This window comes from Pantoea sp. RIT-PI-b (genome assembly GCF_001187905.1).
Classification (GTDB): domain Bacteria; phylum Pseudomonadota; class Gammaproteobacteria; order Enterobacterales; family Enterobacteriaceae; genus Pantoea; species Pantoea nemavictus.
This window is the reverse complement of record NZ_LGIS01000016.1, coordinates 1-18486: the sequence shown is the minus strand read 5'-3', so window position 1 is coordinate 18486 and position 18486 is coordinate 1. Positions and strand designations below refer to the sequence as shown.

The 18486-nt window shown below is 55.6% G+C and carries 17 protein-coding genes; 10 read left to right on the top strand and 7 right to left on the bottom strand.

All coding sequences use genetic code 11. The features are described 5' to 3' along the window. Nucleotides 1-270 precede the first annotated feature (270 nt). Genes AC790_RS09745 through AC790_RS09715 form a run of 7 tightly spaced genes read left to right on the top strand, consistent with a single transcriptional unit; the run spans nt 271 to nt 6883 of the window. Nucleotides 271-981 (top strand): FadR/GntR family transcriptional regulator, encoded by a 711-nt coding sequence (locus AC790_RS09745; RefSeq protein ID WP_009128014.1) that lies wholly within the window; start codon nt 271-273, stop codon nt 979-981. Next, nucleotides 968-2134: a PLP-dependent transferase gene (locus AC790_RS09740; RefSeq protein ID WP_049851625.1), complete on the top strand. Its 1167-nt coding sequence runs from the start codon at nt 968-970 to the stop codon at nt 2132-2134. Before AC790_RS09745 ends, AC790_RS09740 begins: the two co-directional genes overlap by 14 nt. Nucleotides 2135-2154: 20 nt before the next feature. Further along, complete coding sequence (locus AC790_RS09735; protein WP_049851624.1) at nt 2155-3426, top strand: sugar ABC transporter substrate-binding protein; 1272 nt, start codon at nt 2155-2157, stop codon at nt 3424-3426. Between the two features lie 24 nt (nt 3427-3450). Next, on the top strand, nt 3451-4374 hold the full coding sequence (locus AC790_RS09730; protein WP_049851623.1) for a carbohydrate ABC transporter permease: 924 nt from the start codon (nt 3451-3453) through the stop codon (nt 4372-4374). 9 nt (nt 4375-4383) lie between these two features. Then, nucleotides 4384-5208, top strand: a complete 825-nt coding sequence (locus AC790_RS09725) for a carbohydrate ABC transporter permease (protein ID WP_049851622.1) — start codon at nt 4384-4386, stop codon at nt 5206-5208. Between the two features lie 3 nt (nt 5209-5211). Next, nucleotides 5212-6279 (top strand): ABC transporter ATP-binding protein, encoded by a 1068-nt coding sequence (locus AC790_RS09720; RefSeq protein WP_049851726.1) that lies wholly within the window; start codon nt 5212-5214, stop codon nt 6277-6279. Nucleotides 6280-6319: 40 nt separating this feature from the next. Beyond that, nucleotides 6320-6883, top strand: coding sequence for a nucleotidyltransferase family protein (locus AC790_RS09715; RefSeq protein WP_049851621.1), 564 nt, complete (start codon nt 6320-6322; stop codon nt 6881-6883). 6 nt (nt 6884-6889) lie between these two features. Here AC790_RS09715 and AC790_RS09710 read toward each other — a convergent pair whose 3' ends face one another. Genes AC790_RS09710 through paoA form a run of 4 tightly spaced genes read right to left on the bottom strand, consistent with a single transcriptional unit; the run spans nt 6890 to nt 11512 of the window. Beyond that, nucleotides 6890-7816 (bottom strand): XdhC family protein, encoded by a 927-nt coding sequence (locus AC790_RS09710; protein ID WP_049851620.1) that lies wholly within the window; start codon nt 7814-7816, stop codon nt 6890-6892. Between the two features lie 22 nt (nt 7817-7838). Then, complete coding sequence (gene paoC / locus AC790_RS09705) at nt 7839-10037, bottom strand: aldehyde oxidoreductase molybdenum-binding subunit PaoC (protein WP_049851619.1); 2199 nt, start codon at nt 10035-10037, stop codon at nt 7839-7841. Nucleotides 10038-10040: 3 nt separating this feature from the next. Continuing rightward, nucleotides 10041-10991 carry a xanthine dehydrogenase family protein subunit M gene (locus tag AC790_RS09700; protein ID WP_049851618.1) on the bottom strand — a complete coding sequence of 317 codons (951 nt, stop codon included), beginning with the start codon at nt 10989-10991 and terminating at the stop codon, nt 10041-10043. Beyond that, nucleotides 10988-11512, bottom strand: coding sequence for an aldehyde dehydrogenase iron-sulfur subunit PaoA (gene paoA / locus AC790_RS09695; protein WP_009127993.1), 525 nt, complete (start codon nt 11510-11512; stop codon nt 10988-10990). Before paoA ends, AC790_RS09700 begins: the two co-directional genes overlap by 4 nt. 353 nt (nt 11513-11865) lie before the next feature. On the opposite strand from paoA, the gene katE reads away from it, so the two are divergent. Next, on the top strand, nt 11866-14130 hold the full coding sequence (katE, locus tag AC790_RS09690) for a catalase HPII (RefSeq protein ID WP_049851617.1): 2265 nt from the start codon (nt 11866-11868) through the stop codon (nt 14128-14130). 38 nt (nt 14131-14168) lie between these two features. Here the strand turns inward: katE and AC790_RS25230 are convergent, their stop codons facing one another. Next, nucleotides 14169-14294: a hypothetical protein gene (locus tag AC790_RS25230; RefSeq protein WP_255351265.1), complete on the bottom strand. Its 126-nt coding sequence runs from the start codon at nt 14292-14294 to the stop codon at nt 14169-14171. A 266-nt stretch (nt 14295-14560) separates the two neighbouring features. Here AC790_RS25230 and AC790_RS09685 point away from each other — a divergent pair, with 266 nt between their 5' ends. Continuing rightward, nucleotides 14561-16408 carry a glycoside hydrolase family 15 protein gene (locus tag AC790_RS09685; RefSeq protein WP_369817600.1) on the top strand — a complete coding sequence of 616 codons (1848 nt, stop codon included), beginning with the start codon at nt 14561-14563 and terminating at the stop codon, nt 16406-16408. 87 nt (nt 16409-16495) lie between these two features. Here AC790_RS09685 and AC790_RS09680 read toward each other — a convergent pair whose 3' ends face one another. Then, complete coding sequence (locus AC790_RS09680; RefSeq protein WP_049851615.1) at nt 16496-16717, bottom strand: hypothetical protein; 222 nt, start codon at nt 16715-16717, stop codon at nt 16496-16498. Between the two features lie 104 nt (nt 16718-16821). Continuing rightward, a complete protein-coding gene (locus AC790_RS09675) occupies nt 16822-17739 on the bottom strand; it encodes a LysR family transcriptional regulator (RefSeq protein WP_049851614.1) in 918 nt (305 codons plus the stop codon). Nucleotides 17740-17867: 128 nt separating this feature from the next. On the opposite strand from AC790_RS09675, the gene AC790_RS09670 reads away from it, so the two are divergent. Further along, nucleotides 17868-18131 carry a DUF2798 domain-containing protein gene (locus AC790_RS09670; protein WP_049851613.1) on the top strand — a complete coding sequence of 88 codons (264 nt, stop codon included), beginning with the start codon at nt 17868-17870 and terminating at the stop codon, nt 18129-18131. Nucleotides 18132-18486 lie beyond the last annotated feature (355 nt).

The following is an 18486-nucleotide window of genomic DNA, read 5'->3' as shown; positions in this document are numbered from 1 at the left end:
CGCTGCAAAAAATAGCCTGTTTAACTCTGCAATATCACCCATTTCACTTCAGACTTTCCCTCAATAATAGCCAGCGATTAACGCTTCGCTTATTAAACTCATTCCACTTGTGCGTCCTTATCTGGTGCAGATCTCACCCTTTTGCACCGGCAAAATGCATAACCTGCGCTTATTACCGCTAACAAATTTCATTTATTTCATGCACCTGAAAATATGGCACGGCGGTTGCTAATCGATTGGTAGAGATGTTGGACCAATTAAGGCAATGCCATGCAGATACCGGTTGAGCTTCATCCTATTTCCACCCCGCGCAGCGACACGCTGATTCTTGATGCGCTCACGCGTTATATGGCGCAGTCCGGTGCACAGCCCGGCAGCCGTTTGCCGCCTGAGCGGGTGCTGGCAGAGAAGCTTGGCGTGAGCCGCAATACGGTGCGGGAGGCGCTAAAACGTTGGGAAGCGTTAGGCATTATTCTGCGCAAGAAGGGCAGCGGCACCTTTCTGCAGGCTGAGGTCGGCATTAATGACAGCTTTTTATCGCTGCGCTTTAAAAATGACTCAACCAACATGCTGCATGCGCTGGAAGTGCGCCGCATTATCGAATCTGAATCCTGCGTGCTTGCCGCCCAGCGAGCGACGACAGAAGACCTGCATGCCATTGAGCAGCGCCTGGAGGAGATGGAACGGGTGCATCTGGCGATTGGCTCAGCCGGGCCAGAAGACTGGGCATTTCATGCCAGTATCTATCGCGCGGCGGGTAATCCACTGCTGCTGCAAATGCTCAACGGCATCTATGACTCGTTTCACGCCTTTTTCGAATCCCCACCGGAACAGGCGCTGTTTTCTGACTCTTTCCCACTGCACCGCGAACTCTTTAACGCCATCCGCCAGCGCGATTGCGCGGCGGCACGCGCTATCTGCCATCAAATTCTCGATATCACCGAACGCGACATGAAGGATGTGATTAATGCCAAACGATAAACCGCTTGCCCAGCAAACGCTGCTTACCCACGATCGGCGCCATGAAAACGGCGCGGTGACCACGCCGATTTACCAATCCTCGCTGTTCACCTTCAGCGATTACGACAGCATGATTGCGCGCTTTCGCGGCGAGAGCGATCAGCCACTCTATTCGCGCGTCGATAATCCGACGGTAAAGGCGCTGCAGGAGAAAATGGCCGCGCTGGAAGGCGGCGAAGCCTGCCTGGCCTTTGGCAGCGGCATGGCGGCGATCAGCAATGCCATTCTCAGTGTGGTGGTGCCGGGGCAGAAAGTGGTGTGTGTTAATCACGTTTATCCCGATACCTACCGCTTCTTGCGTGGCTTCTGTCAGCGCTTCGGCATTGTTACCGAATTTGTTGATGGCGATGATGAGGCCGCAATTCGCGCCGCGTTGAGCGACGCCAGCCTGCTGTATCTGGAGAGCCCGTCCAGCTGGATAATGAGTGAACAAAACCTGCATAAGCTCGCCGGGCTGGCGCGTGAAGCCGGCGTAATTAGCATCATTGATAACAGCTGGGCGTCGCCCATTTTCCAGCAGCCGCTGCTGTGCGGTATCGATATCGTGGTGCACTCGGCATCGAAATACATCAGCGGCCACAGTGATGTGGTCGCCGGCGTGGTTATCGCCAGTCAGCTGCTCATCAACAACATTACCCGTTCTATCAGTCCTTACCTTGGCGGCAAGCTGTCGGCACATGAAGCGTCGCTGCTGATGCGCGGCCTGCGCACCTTGCCGTTACGTATGAAGCAGCATCATCACAGTGCGCTCACCCTTGCGCAAAAACTGGCTGAACATCCACTGGTAACGGCGGTGTGCCATCCGGGATTGCACCCACAGCCGTGGTCCACGCTGCGCGGTTACAGCGGTCTGTTCGCCTTCGAGGTGGCTGAGCAAGTGGATATTCCGCAGCTGTGTAACGCGCTGGAACTGTTCCATATGGGCGTGAGCTGGGGCGGATTTGAAAGCCTGGTGATGCCGGCGATCTCGGTGATCAATCAGGCCAATGAATTTAACTCGGCGGTCGATTTTGGCGTCTCGCCACGGCTGATCCGCATTTCGGTGGGCCTGGAAGAGACCGACGATTTGTGGGCCGATCTGCAGCAAGCCCTTGCCAGCGCTAACCGCGCGTAATCAATCACTGGAGAAATGTCATGACAACACGTTTTGCCCTGAAAGCGCTGGTTTTAGCCGTTGGTCTAAGTGCCGCCATGAGCAGCCTCGCCGCCAAACTCACGGTAGTGGAGGTGATCACCAGCCCGCCGCGCACGGCGCTGCTGCAAAAAATGCTTGATGAATATAAGACACAGCATCCGGGTACCGAGATCGAACTGATCTCCCTGCCGTGGGGCCAGGCGTTTGAAAAACTTGGCACCATGTTGCAAAGCGGACAGGTGCCGGATGTGGTGGAGATGCCGGACACCTGGCAAGGCCTGTATGCCAGCAACAATATGCTGGAAGACCTTGAACCACGCCTAAAAAGCTGGGATGCCACGTCGCAGCTGACGGATAAAACCTTGGCCATGGCGCGCGCCGCAAACGGTAAAGCCACCATGGTGCCGTACGGCTTTTATCTGCGTGCGCTGTTCTGGAATAAAAAACTGTTTCAGCAGGCAGGCCTGAGCGAGCCGCCGAAAACCATGGAGGAGTTCGCCAGCGATGCGCAGCGCATCAGTCAGTTAGGCAATGGCATCAGCGGTTATTGCATGCGCGGCGGCGTCGGTGGCACCAACGCCTGGATGATGTTTATGGCGGCGATGAATGGCTCGCCGGAGTTCTTTGATAAACAGGGCAACAGCACGCTGACGCAGCCGGGCGCGATCAAAGGTGCGCAGCTGCTGGTGGATATGTATCAAAAAGGTGGCGCCTCGAAAGACAGCGTCAACTGGGGCTTTAATGAGATCGTCTCGGGCTTCTACTCCGGTAAGTGCGCGATGCTCGATCAGGATCCGGATGCGCTGATCGCCATCAAAAACAGCATGGCGGCTGATGATTTTGCCGTAGCACCGATGCCGGTAGGTCCATCAGGTAAAGCCTTCCCGACGATTGGCTACACCGGCTGGTCGATGTTCAAGCAGGGCAAGCAAAAGGATCTCGCCTGGCCGCTGATTACCTTCCTCAGTGACAAAACCAACAACCTGGCGTGGTCGAAATTCGTTGGCACATTGCCGATTTATAAAGGGGCCGAGCAGGACCCGTTCTATCAGACGCCACAGTTCGCCGGCTGGTTTAAAGAGCTGAACGATCCTAACTATGTGCCGCTCACCATGCCGACCCACCTCAAAGGCTGGGGCTACTTTAACTCGGTGATTGTGAAAGAGAGCAGCCAGGAAACCCTGCTGGGAGAAAACGACACCGAGAGCATGGTGAAAGATTGGGCGAAATATCTCAGCAAAGAACAGCAAGCCTGGCTGGCTACCCAGTAATCCCTGAACACGCGGAGTTCAAATATGATGCTTGATGCTTCCCTGCCTAACAGCACTGCTCGCGCCCGTCGCCTGCGCTGGACGCGGTTGGCTGAGCCGTGGTGGTACTTGTCGCCGGGCCTACTGCTGATCGCGCTGTTTATCTTTGTGCCGATGGCGATCGGCATCTCGTACGCCTTTCAGAGCATAAATCTGCTCAATCCGCTGGAAACCGGTTGGGTAGGCTGGGACAACTTCAGCGAGATGTTTGATGACCGGCGCTTCTTTAAAGCGCTGGGCCACACGTTGAACTGGACGCTGAGTTCTCTGTTGTTGCAGTTCTTCTTCGGCCTGGCGCTGGCGTTGCTGCTCAATCGTGAATTCCGCATGCGTCGCTGGGTGCAGGCGCTGGTGTTTTTGCCGTGGGCGGTGCCGGCGTTTCTCTCCGGGCTGACCTGGTCATGGCTGCTCAATCCGGTCGTGGGGCCGCTGCCGCAGTGGCTGAGTGATTTGGGGGTGCTGAGCGAGCCCTATAACATTCTGTCGGATCCGCAACTGGCGATGTGGGGACCGGTGATCGCCAACGTCTGGTTTGGCATCCCGTTCTTTGCCATTACGCTGCTGGCGGCGTTGCAATCGATCCCTAAAGATCTGTACGAAGCGGCATCGATTGACGGCGCCAGCGGCTGGCAGCAGTTTCGCCGCGTGACGCTGCCGTTTCTCGCGCCGATGATTGCTATCACCGTGATGTTACGCACCATCTGGATCGCCAACTTCGCCGATCTGATTGTGGTGATGACCGACGGCGGGCCAGCAGGCTCGACCTCGATTCTCTCCAGCTACATCTTCACCACCGCCTATCGCAAGCTCGATTTCGGCTATGCCTCGGCGATGGCGGTGTTTCTGTTACTGCTGATGACCTGTTATGCGCTGGTGTTACTGCGCATACGCCATCAGCTGTTGAAATAAGGAGCGACCATGCGATTGTTACCGCTGATAGGGCATCGTCTGAGCATTGCGGCTTACCTGGTCTTCGCGCTGTTTCCGCTCTACTGGATTATCAAAATCTCCGTTACGCCGGATAAATTGCTGTTCAGTCAAGGCGTCACGCTGCTACCGAGCGGCGTGACGCTCGATCACTTCCGCAAGGTGTTAACCGACAGCGATTTCCCCACGTTTTTCAGCAACAGCCTGATTGTTTCATTCAGTACCGCGCTGCTGACCACGCTGATTGCCGCCGCAGCCGGCTACGCGTTTTCCCGCTTTCAGTTTCGCGGCAAAGTGCTCATTGCCGGGCTGCTGCTGTTTACGCAGATGTTCCCGCTGGTGATGATCATTGCCCCGATCTACAAGGTGATGGCGCCGCTTGGCCTGACCAACAGTTTGCTGGGTCTGATTCTGATCTACACCGCGTTCAACGTGCCGTTTGCCACGTTTCTGATGCAGTCCTTCTTCGATGCCATTCCGAAAGATCTGGAAGAGTCGGCGATGCTGGAAGGCTGCACCCGTTTTCAGGCGCTGTATCGCGTACTGATGCCATTAACGCTGCCGGGCATGGCGGCCACGCTGGGCTTTGTGTTCACCGCCGCGTGGAGTGAACTGCTGTTCTCGCTGATGCTGATCAATAAAAACGAAGTGATGACCTTCCCGGTCGGGCTGCTGAGTTTCGTGTCAAAGTTCGCGGTTTCGTGGGGCGAAATGATGGCGGCGGTGGTATTAGCGTTGATTCCCGCGTGTCTGTTCTTCGCCTTTATTCAACGTTATCTGGTTCAGGGACTCACCGCCGGTGCGGTTAAGGGGTAAATGATGGCTGAAATTACGCTCAAACAGATCGACAAGCGCTATGGCAACGTAGAAGTCCTGCGCGATATTAACCTCACCATTAAAGATGGCGAATTCGTGGTGCTGGTTGGCCCCTCCGGCTGCGGGAAATCTACGCTGCTGCGCACCATCGCCGGACTGGAGCTGGCGAGCGGCGGTGATATCCGCATCGGTAATCAGCTGATGAACGATGTGGCACCGAAAGATCGTGATATCTCGATGGTGTTTCAAAGCTACGCGCTCTATCCACACCTGACGGTGGCGCGCAATATGGGCTTCAGCCTGGAGATTCAGAAGCGTCCACGGGCGGAGATTGAAGAAAAAGTGAAGCGCGCGGCGGATATTCTCAGCCTGACGCATCTGCTCGATCGCCGACCGAAAGAGTTATCCGGCGGCCAGCGTCAGCGCGTGGCAATGGGACGCGCCATTGTGCGCCAGCCACAGGTTTTTCTGTTCGATGAGCCACTGTCGAATCTTGATGCACAGCTGCGTGGGCAAATGCGCGTCGAGATTAAGAAACTGCATCAGCAGATGAACAACACCATTGTCTACGTCACGCACGATCAGGTTGAAGCCATGACGCTGGCTGACCGCATCGTGGTGCTCAACAACGGTGTGATTCAGCAGGTCGGTACGCCGCTGGAGCTGTATGACACGCCGGCGAATAAGTTTGTTGCCAGTTTTATCGGCTCACCGTCCATGAACTTCATCCAGGGCGTGATGGCTCAAGGTGGCGTGCGTATCGGCGACAGCGCGCAGCTGCCGCTGAATGTTGACTGGGCGGCGCAACCGAGCGGACGCGCTGTGATTTACGGTATTCGCCCGGAGAATATCGCTATTGCTGCAGCGGGAACCGCCGATACGCTGCCGCTGGAGGTATCGCTGGTGGAACCGACCGGTTTATCCGAACTGATTCATGGTTCCCTATTGGGGCACGACATCATGCTGTTCACCACCCAGCGATCCGGCGCGCAGGCGGGCGATATCCTGCCGGTGACCCTGGATGCTGACCGCGCGATGTTATTCGATGCCGATTCGCAAAAGCGGCTATGATGGCACCGGCACGCATTACGCGACGAGAGGGTAAACACCGATGACAGCAGCAACGCCCGGCATTCTGATCCTCGCCGCGGGGAAAGGAACGCGCTATATCGCCAGCGGCGGTAGCGGAAATAAGCTGCTCGCCAGGCTGGACGACCAGACCACCACGGTGATTGAAACGGTCATCGTCGAGGCGAAGCTGAGCGGGCTGCCGGTGGCGCTGGTGACGCGACCGGAATATCAGGCGGTGCAACAGCATGCGGCTAAGGCTGGCGTACAGCTGATTGTTTGTGACAGTCGCGGCAGCGGTGAAACGATTGCCGCTGGGGTAGCGATGACCGGGATCTGGTCGGGTTGGATCATCGCGTTGGGTGATATGCCGTGGATTGCTGCAGAACATTACCAGCAGGTATGGCGCGCGCTGGAGCAGGGCGCACCCCAGGTGCGCCTGACGCATGATGCTAAACCCGGCCATCCGGTCGGATTTAGCCACGCATTTGCTGATGCGCTGCGTCAGCTGCGCGGTGATGAAGGTGCGCGATCGCTGTTGCACCCTAAACTGCTGCTGAGCTTGCCCGCAGATGCCCGGGTGCAACGGGATATCGATAGCCTGTGAACGTGGTTAATCAATCGCTTCAAGGCGCGCGGCAGCCACATCGGCAATAATTGATAACGCCAACGTGCGCGCATCCCGCGCCTGAGCGAAAATGCCGATGGGCGCTTTGATGCGCGCAATCTGCGACGGGCTACAGCCCAGCGCCAGCAATTTTTCTGCCCGTCTGGCGTGGGTGCGCTGGCTGCCCAACGCGCCGATATAGAAGGGCGTGGATCGTAGTGCGGCTAATAACGCCGGCAGCTCGCGATCGAGATCGTGATACAGCAGAATCACCGCCGTAAACGCATCAATAGCCTGCGCCTTAACTTCATCACCGGACTGCACGTCGTAGCCAGCAGCCTGAGCAATGGACGCGGTTGCCTGCGCCTCAACGGAACGGCCATACACCACAATGCGGGTGTTAGGTTGATAGCGCATCATGAAGGCATCATCCTGCCAGCCGGTCGGCTGCGCGGCGTCAACGCGAGTGAGCCGCTGGAAGGAGGGGTGATAACACAACGTGGTGGGGTTTCGCTGTGCCAGCGATTCCAGCACCTGATGTAACGGCTGGGCCGCGCGCAAGCGGTGAAATAACAGCGTAATGCCGCCCCCACACGGCAGCACAATATCCAGATAGGGCGATCCTTCGCCATAGCTGACCAGGCGATCTTTGCCGCTGGCCATGACTTCCAGCGCTTCGTAAGCCGCCGCCGCTTCGACGCAGCCACCCGATACGTAGCCGCAATAGCGCCCATCTGCACGCACCACCATCTGCGCACCTAATGCTCTGGCCGCACCGCCGCGAATCTCCACCAGCGTGACCAGCACCGCCGCGAGGTCGGCGTCGAGTGCCTCAGCGGCATACCGCAGAATGGCTGCACTGTCGTCGGTCTGCAAAGCCTGCTGCGGCTCTATCCGCGGTTGCACATCCTGATCAATCAAAACCTGTTGCAAGCTGCATCTCCTGTGCGGACGTTTAGGCCAGAGCGGGAAGGCCCATCAGCAATTTATCCAGCGTGACCGGATATTCGCGCACGCGCACGCCAGTAGCGTTGTAAATGGCATTCACAATCGCCGCGCTAACGCCACATAACCCCAGTTCGCCCACGCCTTTGGCTTTCATTGGCGAGGAGATCGGATCGGTGTCGTCGAGGAAAGTCACTTCCTGTTCAGGGATATCGGCATGAACCCGCACTTCGTAGCCCGCCATATCGTGATTGACGAAAAAGCCCAGACGTTTATCGACAATCAGCTCCTCCATCAAGGCGCCGCCCAGCCCCATCGTCATGGCACCGATTACCTGGCTGCGCGCCGTCTTAGGATTGAGAATGCGCCCGGCGGCGCAAACCGCCAGCATGCGTCGCACGCGCACTTCCCCGGTGGCGACATCGACGCCCACCTCGACGAAATGCCCGGCAAAAGTGGATTGCTGAAACTGCTGATCCAGATCGCCAAACTCAATGCTGTCTTCCACCGAAATGGTCTCTTCTGCGGCAGCCGAGGCCAGCGACGCGCTGTGCTGGCCATCATGTACCCTGCCATCGCTGAACGTGGCCGTTTGCGCATCAAATCCCAGCCGGGCAGCGACCGCTTCGCGCAGCTTCACGCAGGCGGCGTAAACGCCGGAGGTTGAGGTGTTGGCTCCCCATTGCCCGCCGGAACCGGCTGAGATAGGGAAACTTGAATCGCCCAACCGCACGACAACCTGTTCGATCGCCACACCCATCATCTCCGCCGCGGTTTGCGCAAGAATGGTGTAGCTGCCGGTACCGATATCGGTCATGTCGGTTTCAACGGTAACGATGCCGCTCGCATCCAGCTGCACGCGTGCGCCTGAGGTCGTCACCATGTTGTTACGAAAGCCTGCCGCTACGCCCATGCCAACCAGCCAGCGGCCATCCCGAACGGTAGCCGGTTGCGCCTGACGGCGATGCCAGCCGAATCTCTCCGAGCCGGTTTGCAGGCATTCAACTAATTGGCGACGTGAGAAAAAGCGTTCGGGACGTGCCGGATCCACCTGGGTATCGTTAAGAATGCGAAACGCAACCGGATCGATGCCGACTTTTTCTGCGATCTCATCAATGGCGATCTCCAGCGCCATCAGTCCTGGCGCTTCGCCAGGTGCACGCATGGCGTTACCTTCGGGCAGATCGAGCTGCGCCAGACGCAAGCCGGTAAAACGGTTAGCGCCGGCGTACAGCAGTTCGGTCTGCTGCACGGCGGTTTCAGGTGTGCCATCTGGCAGATTGCCCGACCAGCTCTCGTGCGCAATCGCCGTAATGTGGCCGGTGTGATCGGTGCCGATGCGGATATGCTGAATGGTTGCCGGGCGATGGGTGGTGTTATTGGCGATCAGCGGCCTCGGCAGCATCACTTTAACCGGACGCTGGATAGCACGCGCGCCTAATGCCGCCAGCACCGCATCGCTGCGCAGGAACAGCTTGCCGCCAAAGCCGCCGCCAATGTAAGGCGAAATAATGCGGATGTTTGCTAACGGCAGATTGAGCGTGGCGGCCAAATCGGTACGGCACCAGTCGATCATCTGGTTTGAGGTCCAGACGGTCAGTTTATCGCCGGTCCAGCGCGCCATCGAGGCATGCGGTTCCATGGCGGTATGGCTTTGATCCGGCGTGGTGTAGTGCGCGTCCAGCGTCACCTCGGCAGCAGCGAAAGCCCGCTCAAAATCTCCGACGCGTTTATCCGGTTGATCTTCAGGCGCCGACGTGACCGCTGCTTTTTCGGCAGCGAGATCATAGGCGCCCTCTGCACGTTGACACTGCACCTGCACCAAACTGGCTGCCGCGCGTGCCTGTTCAAAGGTTTCAGCCACCACCAGCGCTACCGCCTGGTGATAGTGTTCAATGTTGCCGTCAGCCAGCAGCAGGGCGGTATTTTTATCACCTTTACCCAGCTCGCCGGCACTCTCTGCGGTGACTACCGCAAGCACTCCTGGCGCACATTGAGCAGCGTGAGCATCGATAGCCGTGATTTTGCCTTTCGCGATAGGCGCGCCGACCACATAGCCATATGCGGCATCGGGTGCTTCGCTATGCCACTCGTAAGCATAATGCGCCAGACCGGAGGTCTTAAGCGGTCCATCGATACGATTAAGCGGCTGACCGACCACCTTAAGCTGATCGATGGGATTAGATCCTGCAGGCTTTTCGAACTTCATCAGTTAACCCCTCGCTTCCGCTAACACCGAGGCAAGCGTTCGCTTCGCCAGAATGATCTTGAATTCATTTTCCGCCGTCGGCTGCGCGCTGGCGAACAGCCGTTCGCTTGCCGCCTGCGCACCTTGGATTAAGGCATGGTCAGCCGCCTCTATGCGCCACGGCTGGTGCGCTACGCCACCGAGCGCCACGCGCCCCGAACGATCGGGCTGAATGATTGCCGCCACGGAGACCAGAGCAAAGGCGTAGGATGCGCGGTCGCGCACCTTGCGATAGATATGGGTGCCACCCAGCGGCGCGGGTAAGCACACCGCGACAATCAGCTCGCCGGGTTTCAGCACCGTTTCCAGATGTGGCGTGGTGCCTGGCGCACGATAAAACTCCGCAATCGGAATCTGGCGTTCCGTGCCGTCCGGGCTGACGGTTTCAATCACCGCATCCAGCAGGCGCATGGCCACCGCCATGTCGCTGGGATGAGTGGCGATACAGGCCGGGCTCACGCCCACCACCGCATGTTGACGGCTGAAACCATCAAGGGCAGCACAGCCGCTACCGGGCACGCGCTTGTTGCAGGGCTGATTGGTGTCGTAGAAGTAAGGGCAACGCGTACGCTGCAGCAGATTGCCCGCCGTGGTGGCCTGATTGCGTAACTGTCCAGAGGCACCCGCCAGCAGGGCGCGTGCTAACACGCCATAGTCGCGTCGGACTCTGGCATCGGCCGCCAAATCGGTATTACGCACCAGCGCACCAATCCGCAAGCCACCTTGCGCCGTGGCTTCAATTTTATCCAGCTCAAGGCCGTTGACATCAATCAGATGAGCAGGGGTTTCGATCTCCAGCTTCATCAGATCAAGCAGATTGGTGCCGCCGGCGATAAATTTCGCACCGGCGTGTTGCTGCGCACTGGCAGCCGCTTCGGCGGCGGTTTTCACACGTTGGTAGCTGAAGGCTTTCATGGCGTTTGTCCCTCCGCATACTCCTCAATTGCCGCCAGGATGTTGGCATAGGCGCCACAGCGGCAGATATTGCCGCTCATCCGCTCGCGAATTTCGTCAGCGGAGAGTGGCGGTGCCGAGACCAGATCGTGGGTCACGTGGCTGGGAATACCCGCTTTGATCTCCTCCAGCACCGCCAACGAAGAACAGATTTGCCCCGGCGTGCAGTAACCGCATTGATAGCCGTCGTGGTCGATGAATGCGGTTTGCAGCGGATGCAACTGGTCAGGATTGCCGAGGCCCTCAATGGTGGTGACGTCGGCATCCTGCTGCATCACCGCCAACGTCAGGCAAGAATTGATGCGCCGCCCGTTGACGATCACCGTGCAGGCACCGCATTGGCCGTGGTCGCAACCTTTTTTGCTGCCGGTTAGGTGCAGATGCTCACGCAGGGCATCCAGCAGCGTGGTGCGGGTATCGACGTCGAGTTGCTGGCGTACGCCATTAACTCGCAGAGTCACTGATGCGCTATGGCTGCTCATGCCAAATCTCCAGTAAATGAAAAGAGAAATCAGGATAGAACCTGTTTTTGTATGGTTATAGAGAGATAAGCATAGTCGGCATTTGCAAAAGAATTATCCGGAATCTCTGCTAGTCGCTGATAAGCCCTTATAAGGTGAATTTTTCGGCGAAATAGATAATTAAAAATAAACCGAAGCGGTTATTTAGGGCGATATGTTGGCGTTATCGCGCGTTAATTAAGCGCCTCGCTTAAAATTACTTCAGTTTAAATTGAGACTAATTATCCCTTTGCGCATGATTTAAAAGTGAAGCGGCTATTTAAGTGAAATTTTGCTCTACAGTTAATAGGGTCTTAACTGGAGGAGCATGTGACATGTCGAAAGATAAAAAAGAACAAAATTTAGAACATACCGCGCCACATAAGGGGCCAGAAACCTCTCAACCGGGATTAGGTGACTTAGCGCCTAAAGATGGCGGACACAAACCTGCCGCCGAACCGACGCCGCCGGGAAAACAACCCACTGCGCCCGGCAGCCTGAAAGCGCCAGAGATTAAAAACGATAAGCTCGATCAGCTGAATGAATACCGCAAGAATGGTGAAAACGCTGGGCTAACCACGAATCAGGGCACGCGCATTGCCAACGATCAGAATTCGCTGACTGCCGGCGCGCGTGGGCCGACGCTGCTGGAAGACTTCATCATGCGTGAAAAAATCACGCATTTTGACCATGAACGCATTCCTGAACGTATCGTGCATGCGCGCGGTTCTGCCGCACACGGCTACTTCCAGCCTTATCGTTCGCTGGAAGCGCTGACTAAAGCGGGTTTTCTCAGCGACCCCGACAAAGCCACACCAGTCTTTGTGCGTTTTTCCACTGTGCAGGGCGGCGCCGGTTCGGCGGACACCGTGCGCGATATCCGTGGATTTGCCACCAAGTTCTATACCGATGAGGGCGTGTTTGATTTGGTCGGCAACAATACGCCGGTGTTTTTCATCCAGGATGCGCATAAATTCCCGGACTTTGTGCATGCGGTGAAACCTGAGCCGCACAATGAAATTCCGCAAGGGCAGAGCGCGCACGACACCTTCTGGGATTATGTGTCGCTGCAGCCTGAAACGCTGCATAACGTGATCTGGGCGATGTCCGATCGCGGTATCCCACGCAGTTATCGCACCATGGAAGGCTTTGGTATTCATACTTTCCGCTTGATCAACGCTGAGGGTAAAGCCACCTTCGTGCGTTTCCACTGGAAACCGGTAGCGGGTAAAGCCTCGCTGCTGTGGGATGAAGCGCAGAAACTCACCGGGCGCGATCCGGATTTCCATCGCCGCGATCTGTGGGAAGCCATCGAAGCCGGCGATTTCCCGGAATATGAGTTAGGCCTGCAGCTGATCCCGGAGGAGGACGAATTTAAATTCGATTTCGATATTCTGGATGCGACCAAACTGATTCCAGAAGAGTTGGTTCCGGTCGAGCTGGTGGGCAAAATGGTCCTGAATCGCAATCCGGATAACTTCTTTGCTGAAACCGAGCAGGTGGCGTTCCACCCAGGCCACATTGTGCCGGGGCTGGACTTCACCAACGATCCGCTGCTGCAAGGACGTTTGTTCTCCTATACCGATACGCAAATCAGTCGACTTGGCGGTCCGAACTTCCATGAGATCCCGATTAATCGCCCGGTTTGTCCTTACCACAACTTCCAGCGCCAGGGCATGCATCGCACGGAAATCGACACCAATCCGGCCAATTACGAACCCAACTCCATCAATAATAACTGGCCACGCGAAGTGCCACCGGCAGCCAAAGCGGGCGGATTTGAGAGTTACCAAGAGCGGGTGGAAGGCAGCAAGGTGCGCGAACGTAGCCCATCGTTTGGCGAGTATTATTCGCAGCCAAGACTGTTTTGGCTGAGCCAGACGCCTGAAGAGCAGCAGCACATCATCGGCGCGTATTCATTTGAGTTAAGTAAGGTGGCGCGACCGTATATCCGTGAGCGCGTGGTTGATCATCTGCTGCAGATCGACGTCACGCTGGCCGAAGGCGTAGCGAAAAATCTGGGGCTGAAACTGAGTGATGAGCAGCTGAACACGGCGCCGCCAAAAGATGTTAACGGTCTGAAAAAAGACGACAGTTTGAGTCTTTATGCGCAACCGAGCGGTGACATCAAAGGGCGTCAGGTCGCTTTGTTGCTCAGCGATGGCGCAAAAGCAGCCGATGTGCTGGCGGTGCTTCAGGCGCTGAAAGCGCAGGGCGTGCATGCCAAAATTCTGGCGGCGCATATGGGGCAGGTGTTGGCGGATGATGGCTCAGTGCTGCCAATTGATGCCACTTTTAGCGGGCTTCCATCACTGACGTTTGATGCGGTAATAGTTCCCGATGGCAACATTGACGCCTTACTGCTGAGCGGCGATGCGCGTTATTTCCTGCTCGAGGCTTACAAGCATCTCAAACCCATTGGTCTTAGCGGTGACGCGCGCCGGTTCAAAGCGCAGTTCAACGTGCAGGATAATGAGGCAGAAGAAGGTTTGGTCGAAGACGTTAAAGCAGAAGGGACCTTTATGGCAGATTTCCTTTCGGTAATGGCGTCGCACCGTGTCTGGTCACGCAGTAAAAAAGCCCTGACCGTGGCGGCGTAGACAGCTAAGGGCGGAACGTGAATTCCGCCCTTTACTCATCAGTTAGACGGCAAGTGGCTGCTATGCTGGGCCATCACCGGCTTCACCTCGAAAACACCCTGAGATGCCATCACTGAACAACTGATCGCCGCCGCTAGCGTTACACCAATCCATATCTTTTTCATTCGTCATCTCCGCCGAAACTATTATTACCTCTTCAGGTTTAGCAGCAATTATTTGAAAGTCGAGAATGGCCGAGTTTTTAAGAAATATCTTTAGCGCCTCTCGCTAAATAATAATCCTGTCACGCGTTACTTAAAGTGGTTTATATGGGTGACTACTGTATTGGCTATATATTTCGACAAGCAATGACCTGAATGAAATCCGAATTTTCTGCCAGGATTGATGCGGGCTTAATTGCGTGGCCGCAGGGTTTGACCACTTCACTTTTATGCAATTCAGGAAAACCATTTTGGAAAATCAGCAATATTTAAATCCACAACGTAGCGAAGGATTCGCCGGACTGGGCGACTATGCGGCCATCGGGGAGGGCAGATCGGTTGCGCTCATCGCGCCGGATGGTTCGATTGACTGGTGGTGCGCTCCCAATCTTGATTCCAAACCCCTGTTTGACCAGATCCTTGACCCGCAGATTGGCGGGTTCTTTCAGATCGTGCCGCTGGCGGATTATCGGGTGACGCGCAATTATCGCGAAAACAGTAATGTGCTGGAGACCCGTTACGATACCGAGAGCGGATCGGTACTGCTGACCGAGTCGATTAACAGCACGCTGGCAGGGCGCTTACCCTGGAGCGAGCTGGCCAGGCGTATTGATGGGCTGGAGGGGGAAGTCACCTTAAAAATTACGCTGCGGTTTGCCACTGCCGCCGAGACGCGCTCGCCGTGGATTGCTGACAGTGCGCAAGGCAAGGTGTATCACATTGCCGATTTGATGGCGATGCTGCGTACCAGCGAAGAGATCATCCTCGACCACGTCGACGATGAACGGATTAGTGGCACCTTAACCGTGAGTAAAGGTGCTCGTTTACTTTGCGCTTTGCTGGTAACGGAAAAAGAGCCGCTGGCGGTACCGGACATGAAGGCCATTGATGGGCGCATTGACACCAGCGACACAGCCTGGCGCGACTGGGTCAACAGTCTGAGCTACAGCGGCCGTTATTCGTCATTAGTCATACGTTCAGCGCTATCGTTAAAATTCCTGTGGTACTCCCCAACGGGCGCACTGGCAGCCGCGGCAACCACTTCGCTACCCGAAGGCATCGGTAAAGAGAAGAATTACGATTACCGCTACGCGTGGGTGCGCGATGCCTGTCTGATCATTAAAGCGTTCATTTGCCTCGGCGCGCTGGAAGATTGTAAGGCCGCGTTTTCCTGGCTCACTAAAACCATTATCGATCACGGCGTCAGGTTGCGTGCCTGCTATACGCTGGAAGGCGATATCGTCCCTGAAGAGCGCTTTCCAGCACTGCGCGGATATCAGGATTCGCAACCGGTACGCGTTGGCAATAACGCGCGCGATCAGATTCAACTCAGCATGTATGGCGATATGCTGGCCACGGCGCAGGGCTTTGTGGAAGCCGGGCACGTATTGGATCTCACCACTGCGCGCTTGCTGGGTGAGCTGGCTAACTGCTGTGCGGATAGCTGGCGCCAAAAGGATTCTGGCATTTGGGAGTTGCCGGAGGAGCAACATTACACCCATTCGAAGATGGCGTGCTGGCTGGCGCTGGATCGCGCGGTGATTTTAGCCGAGCGAAAATACATCGAACCTACCTGGGTTGAACGCTGGAAGCGCGAGCGTGACCGTATCAGTCAGTGGATTGAATGCCATTGCTGGTCGGAAAAACTGCAGAGCTATACCTTTTATGTCGGTAGCGATGAGCAGGTGGATGCCGCGCTAACGCTGATGCATCACTACGGCAACAGTGTTAATCCGGAAAGAATGCGCGCAACCTACCGCGTGATCCGTCGCGAGCTGGGCAATAACGGCGCGATGCTCTATCGTTACAGCGGCGTGGATCGCGAAGAGAGCACCTTCCTGGCATGTTCGTTCTGGATGGTAGAAGCCTGGGCGGCGATGGGGGATGGCGCTGGTGCGGAAGAGATGATGAAAGAGATTTTGGCGCAGCTCAATCGTCGCGGTAACGTCGATATTTTCAATGAAATGTATGATGTCCGTAGCCAGTCATGGCGGGGCAATATGCCGCAGGGACTGAGCCACTTAGCTCTGATATTTGCCGCGCAGGGTTTAAGCAACGCTGAGAAAAGCAAAGAGTAACAACTACGGGTAATTGCCAGGCATCAACATTAAAGCGGCCCATCCAGCGCGATGTGGATGGGCCGTTGAGCGACGCGTTATAAAAACTTACTTCGACTGCTGCTGTTTGCTATCCGCTTCTTTCTGTTTCTTGTTGGCCATATGGTGACCCACAGCGCAACCCGCCGCCGCACCCGCAACGCCATGATGCGCCATATGACCGGCAACGCCGCCGACCGCAGCGCCTTTCAGGCAGCCTTTAGCTTCAACCTGGGATGTAACAGACAACAATAAACCGGCAGTGAGCACGATGAATGAAAACTTACGCATCTGGATTCCTTCCTTTCTAGTTAGCAGGGCACAATAAGCCCTGACACAGCATAGTCACGGTGAAAAAGCAGAGCGTTAAAAAGTGTAAACGCATGAGACAATGCCTAATGACTGGGCTGCTCAATCGCCTGTTCCAGAAACTGGATGAATGCTCTTACTTTGGCATTCAATGCCGAACGTTCGTTGACGCAGGCAAAGATATTCATCGGTAAGGATTGCGCTCGATTTTCATCACTTTGATCGGTGTCGAACAAGGCGATCAATTGGCCGCTGTCTAACAATGGCTGAGCAACAAAGCTTGCAAGACGGGCAATGCCGCCGCCGTTGACTGCTATTTTTGCAATGATATCAATATCATCGCTAATAAACTCAGGGTTGAGCCTGGCGCTAACCGATTGGCCATTAACCCTAAAAGTCCAGGGAAGAAAACGTCCATCTGTGGGATAGCGGAAAACCAGACAGGCGTGCTGGATAAGATCTTCGGGCGTTTTAGGCATGCCCGCGCGCTGCAGATATCCTGGAGATGCGCAGAATACAAATGGCAGTGAAGCAATTTTTCGGGCGATCAGTTGGTCATTCAGCTGTGCTTCAATGCGAATACTGACGTCGATACCCTCCAGCCGGTGATCCACATTACGATCGGTGCTAATCAGTTCAACATCGATATCGGGATAAGAGTGCTTAAAAGCGGGCATCAATGGCGCCAGAACGTAGCGGCCAAACGCGGCCGTTGTAGCGATGCAAAGTGAACCCTGCGGTTTCGTTTCAATGGCCGCCGCCTGCGAGGCGAGATCGATATCCTGAGGAATATGACGAACCTTCTCAAAATAGCGTTTACCACTTTCGGTTAACGCCATGCTGCGGGTAGTGCGTGATAGCAAACGCACGCCGAGGTGTTGTTCCAGACGAGAAATACTCTGGCTTACCGCCGCCGGGCTCATCCCTTTGGCGCGCGCCGCCGCAGCAATACTGCCATTCTCCACCACACGAATAAACGTCCCGATTAACCCCAGCAAATCCATACTATCTCCAGCGCCTGATTCGTCACTTTTATTAAGTAATGATTAAAGCAGATGCGTGCTACCGCCATCCCAATTAGCTTGATAGTTTAGCCGCTGTTGCGCTAACCCCGACTGAAAAGGAGAAGTTAATGACTGAAGCTACCACGAGAAATTCTGCCCGCATCCGCCTGCCAAAGCACACCACACCCTACATCTTTGCTCTCTATATGGCGACCATCATGGCGTTTTTGATGAGTTTAGTCATTACTTTCGCCGAGTTTGGAGTAGGGCCGCATTACATGGAAAATGTGATGAATGCGTATCAGGTTGCAATGCCCGCGGCTTTTGTCTGCATTCTGGTGGTGCGCCCGATTGTGGTGCGGTTGGTTGGGTTTACGGTGCATGGACACTGATTTAAACCCACACAATTGCTTTGCCTGTTGAGTTTTCTACACGGCTTGGATATTCATTTAACTCTTGAATTGCAGCTTGTTTGCCTGCTGAAGCTTTTCTAAGGCAAGTGTTGTGTGGCCAAACCCGACGTAACTTTCATGTAGCAACGTCAGTATGCAGAGGTGAAGAGCCACATCAATGCGATCCTTGCCAGCAATGCAGCGTCGTGATTTAGCCGTTACAAATCAATGTTGAAGCTAAGCAGAGATGACCGGGTTCAGGCAAACCTGAGATGTCCGATTGTTGTCAGAGTAACTTTTAATAAAAGAGCTAACCCTCTGCTTTGAGGGCTAATTAGAATTAAAGTTTAGCTTT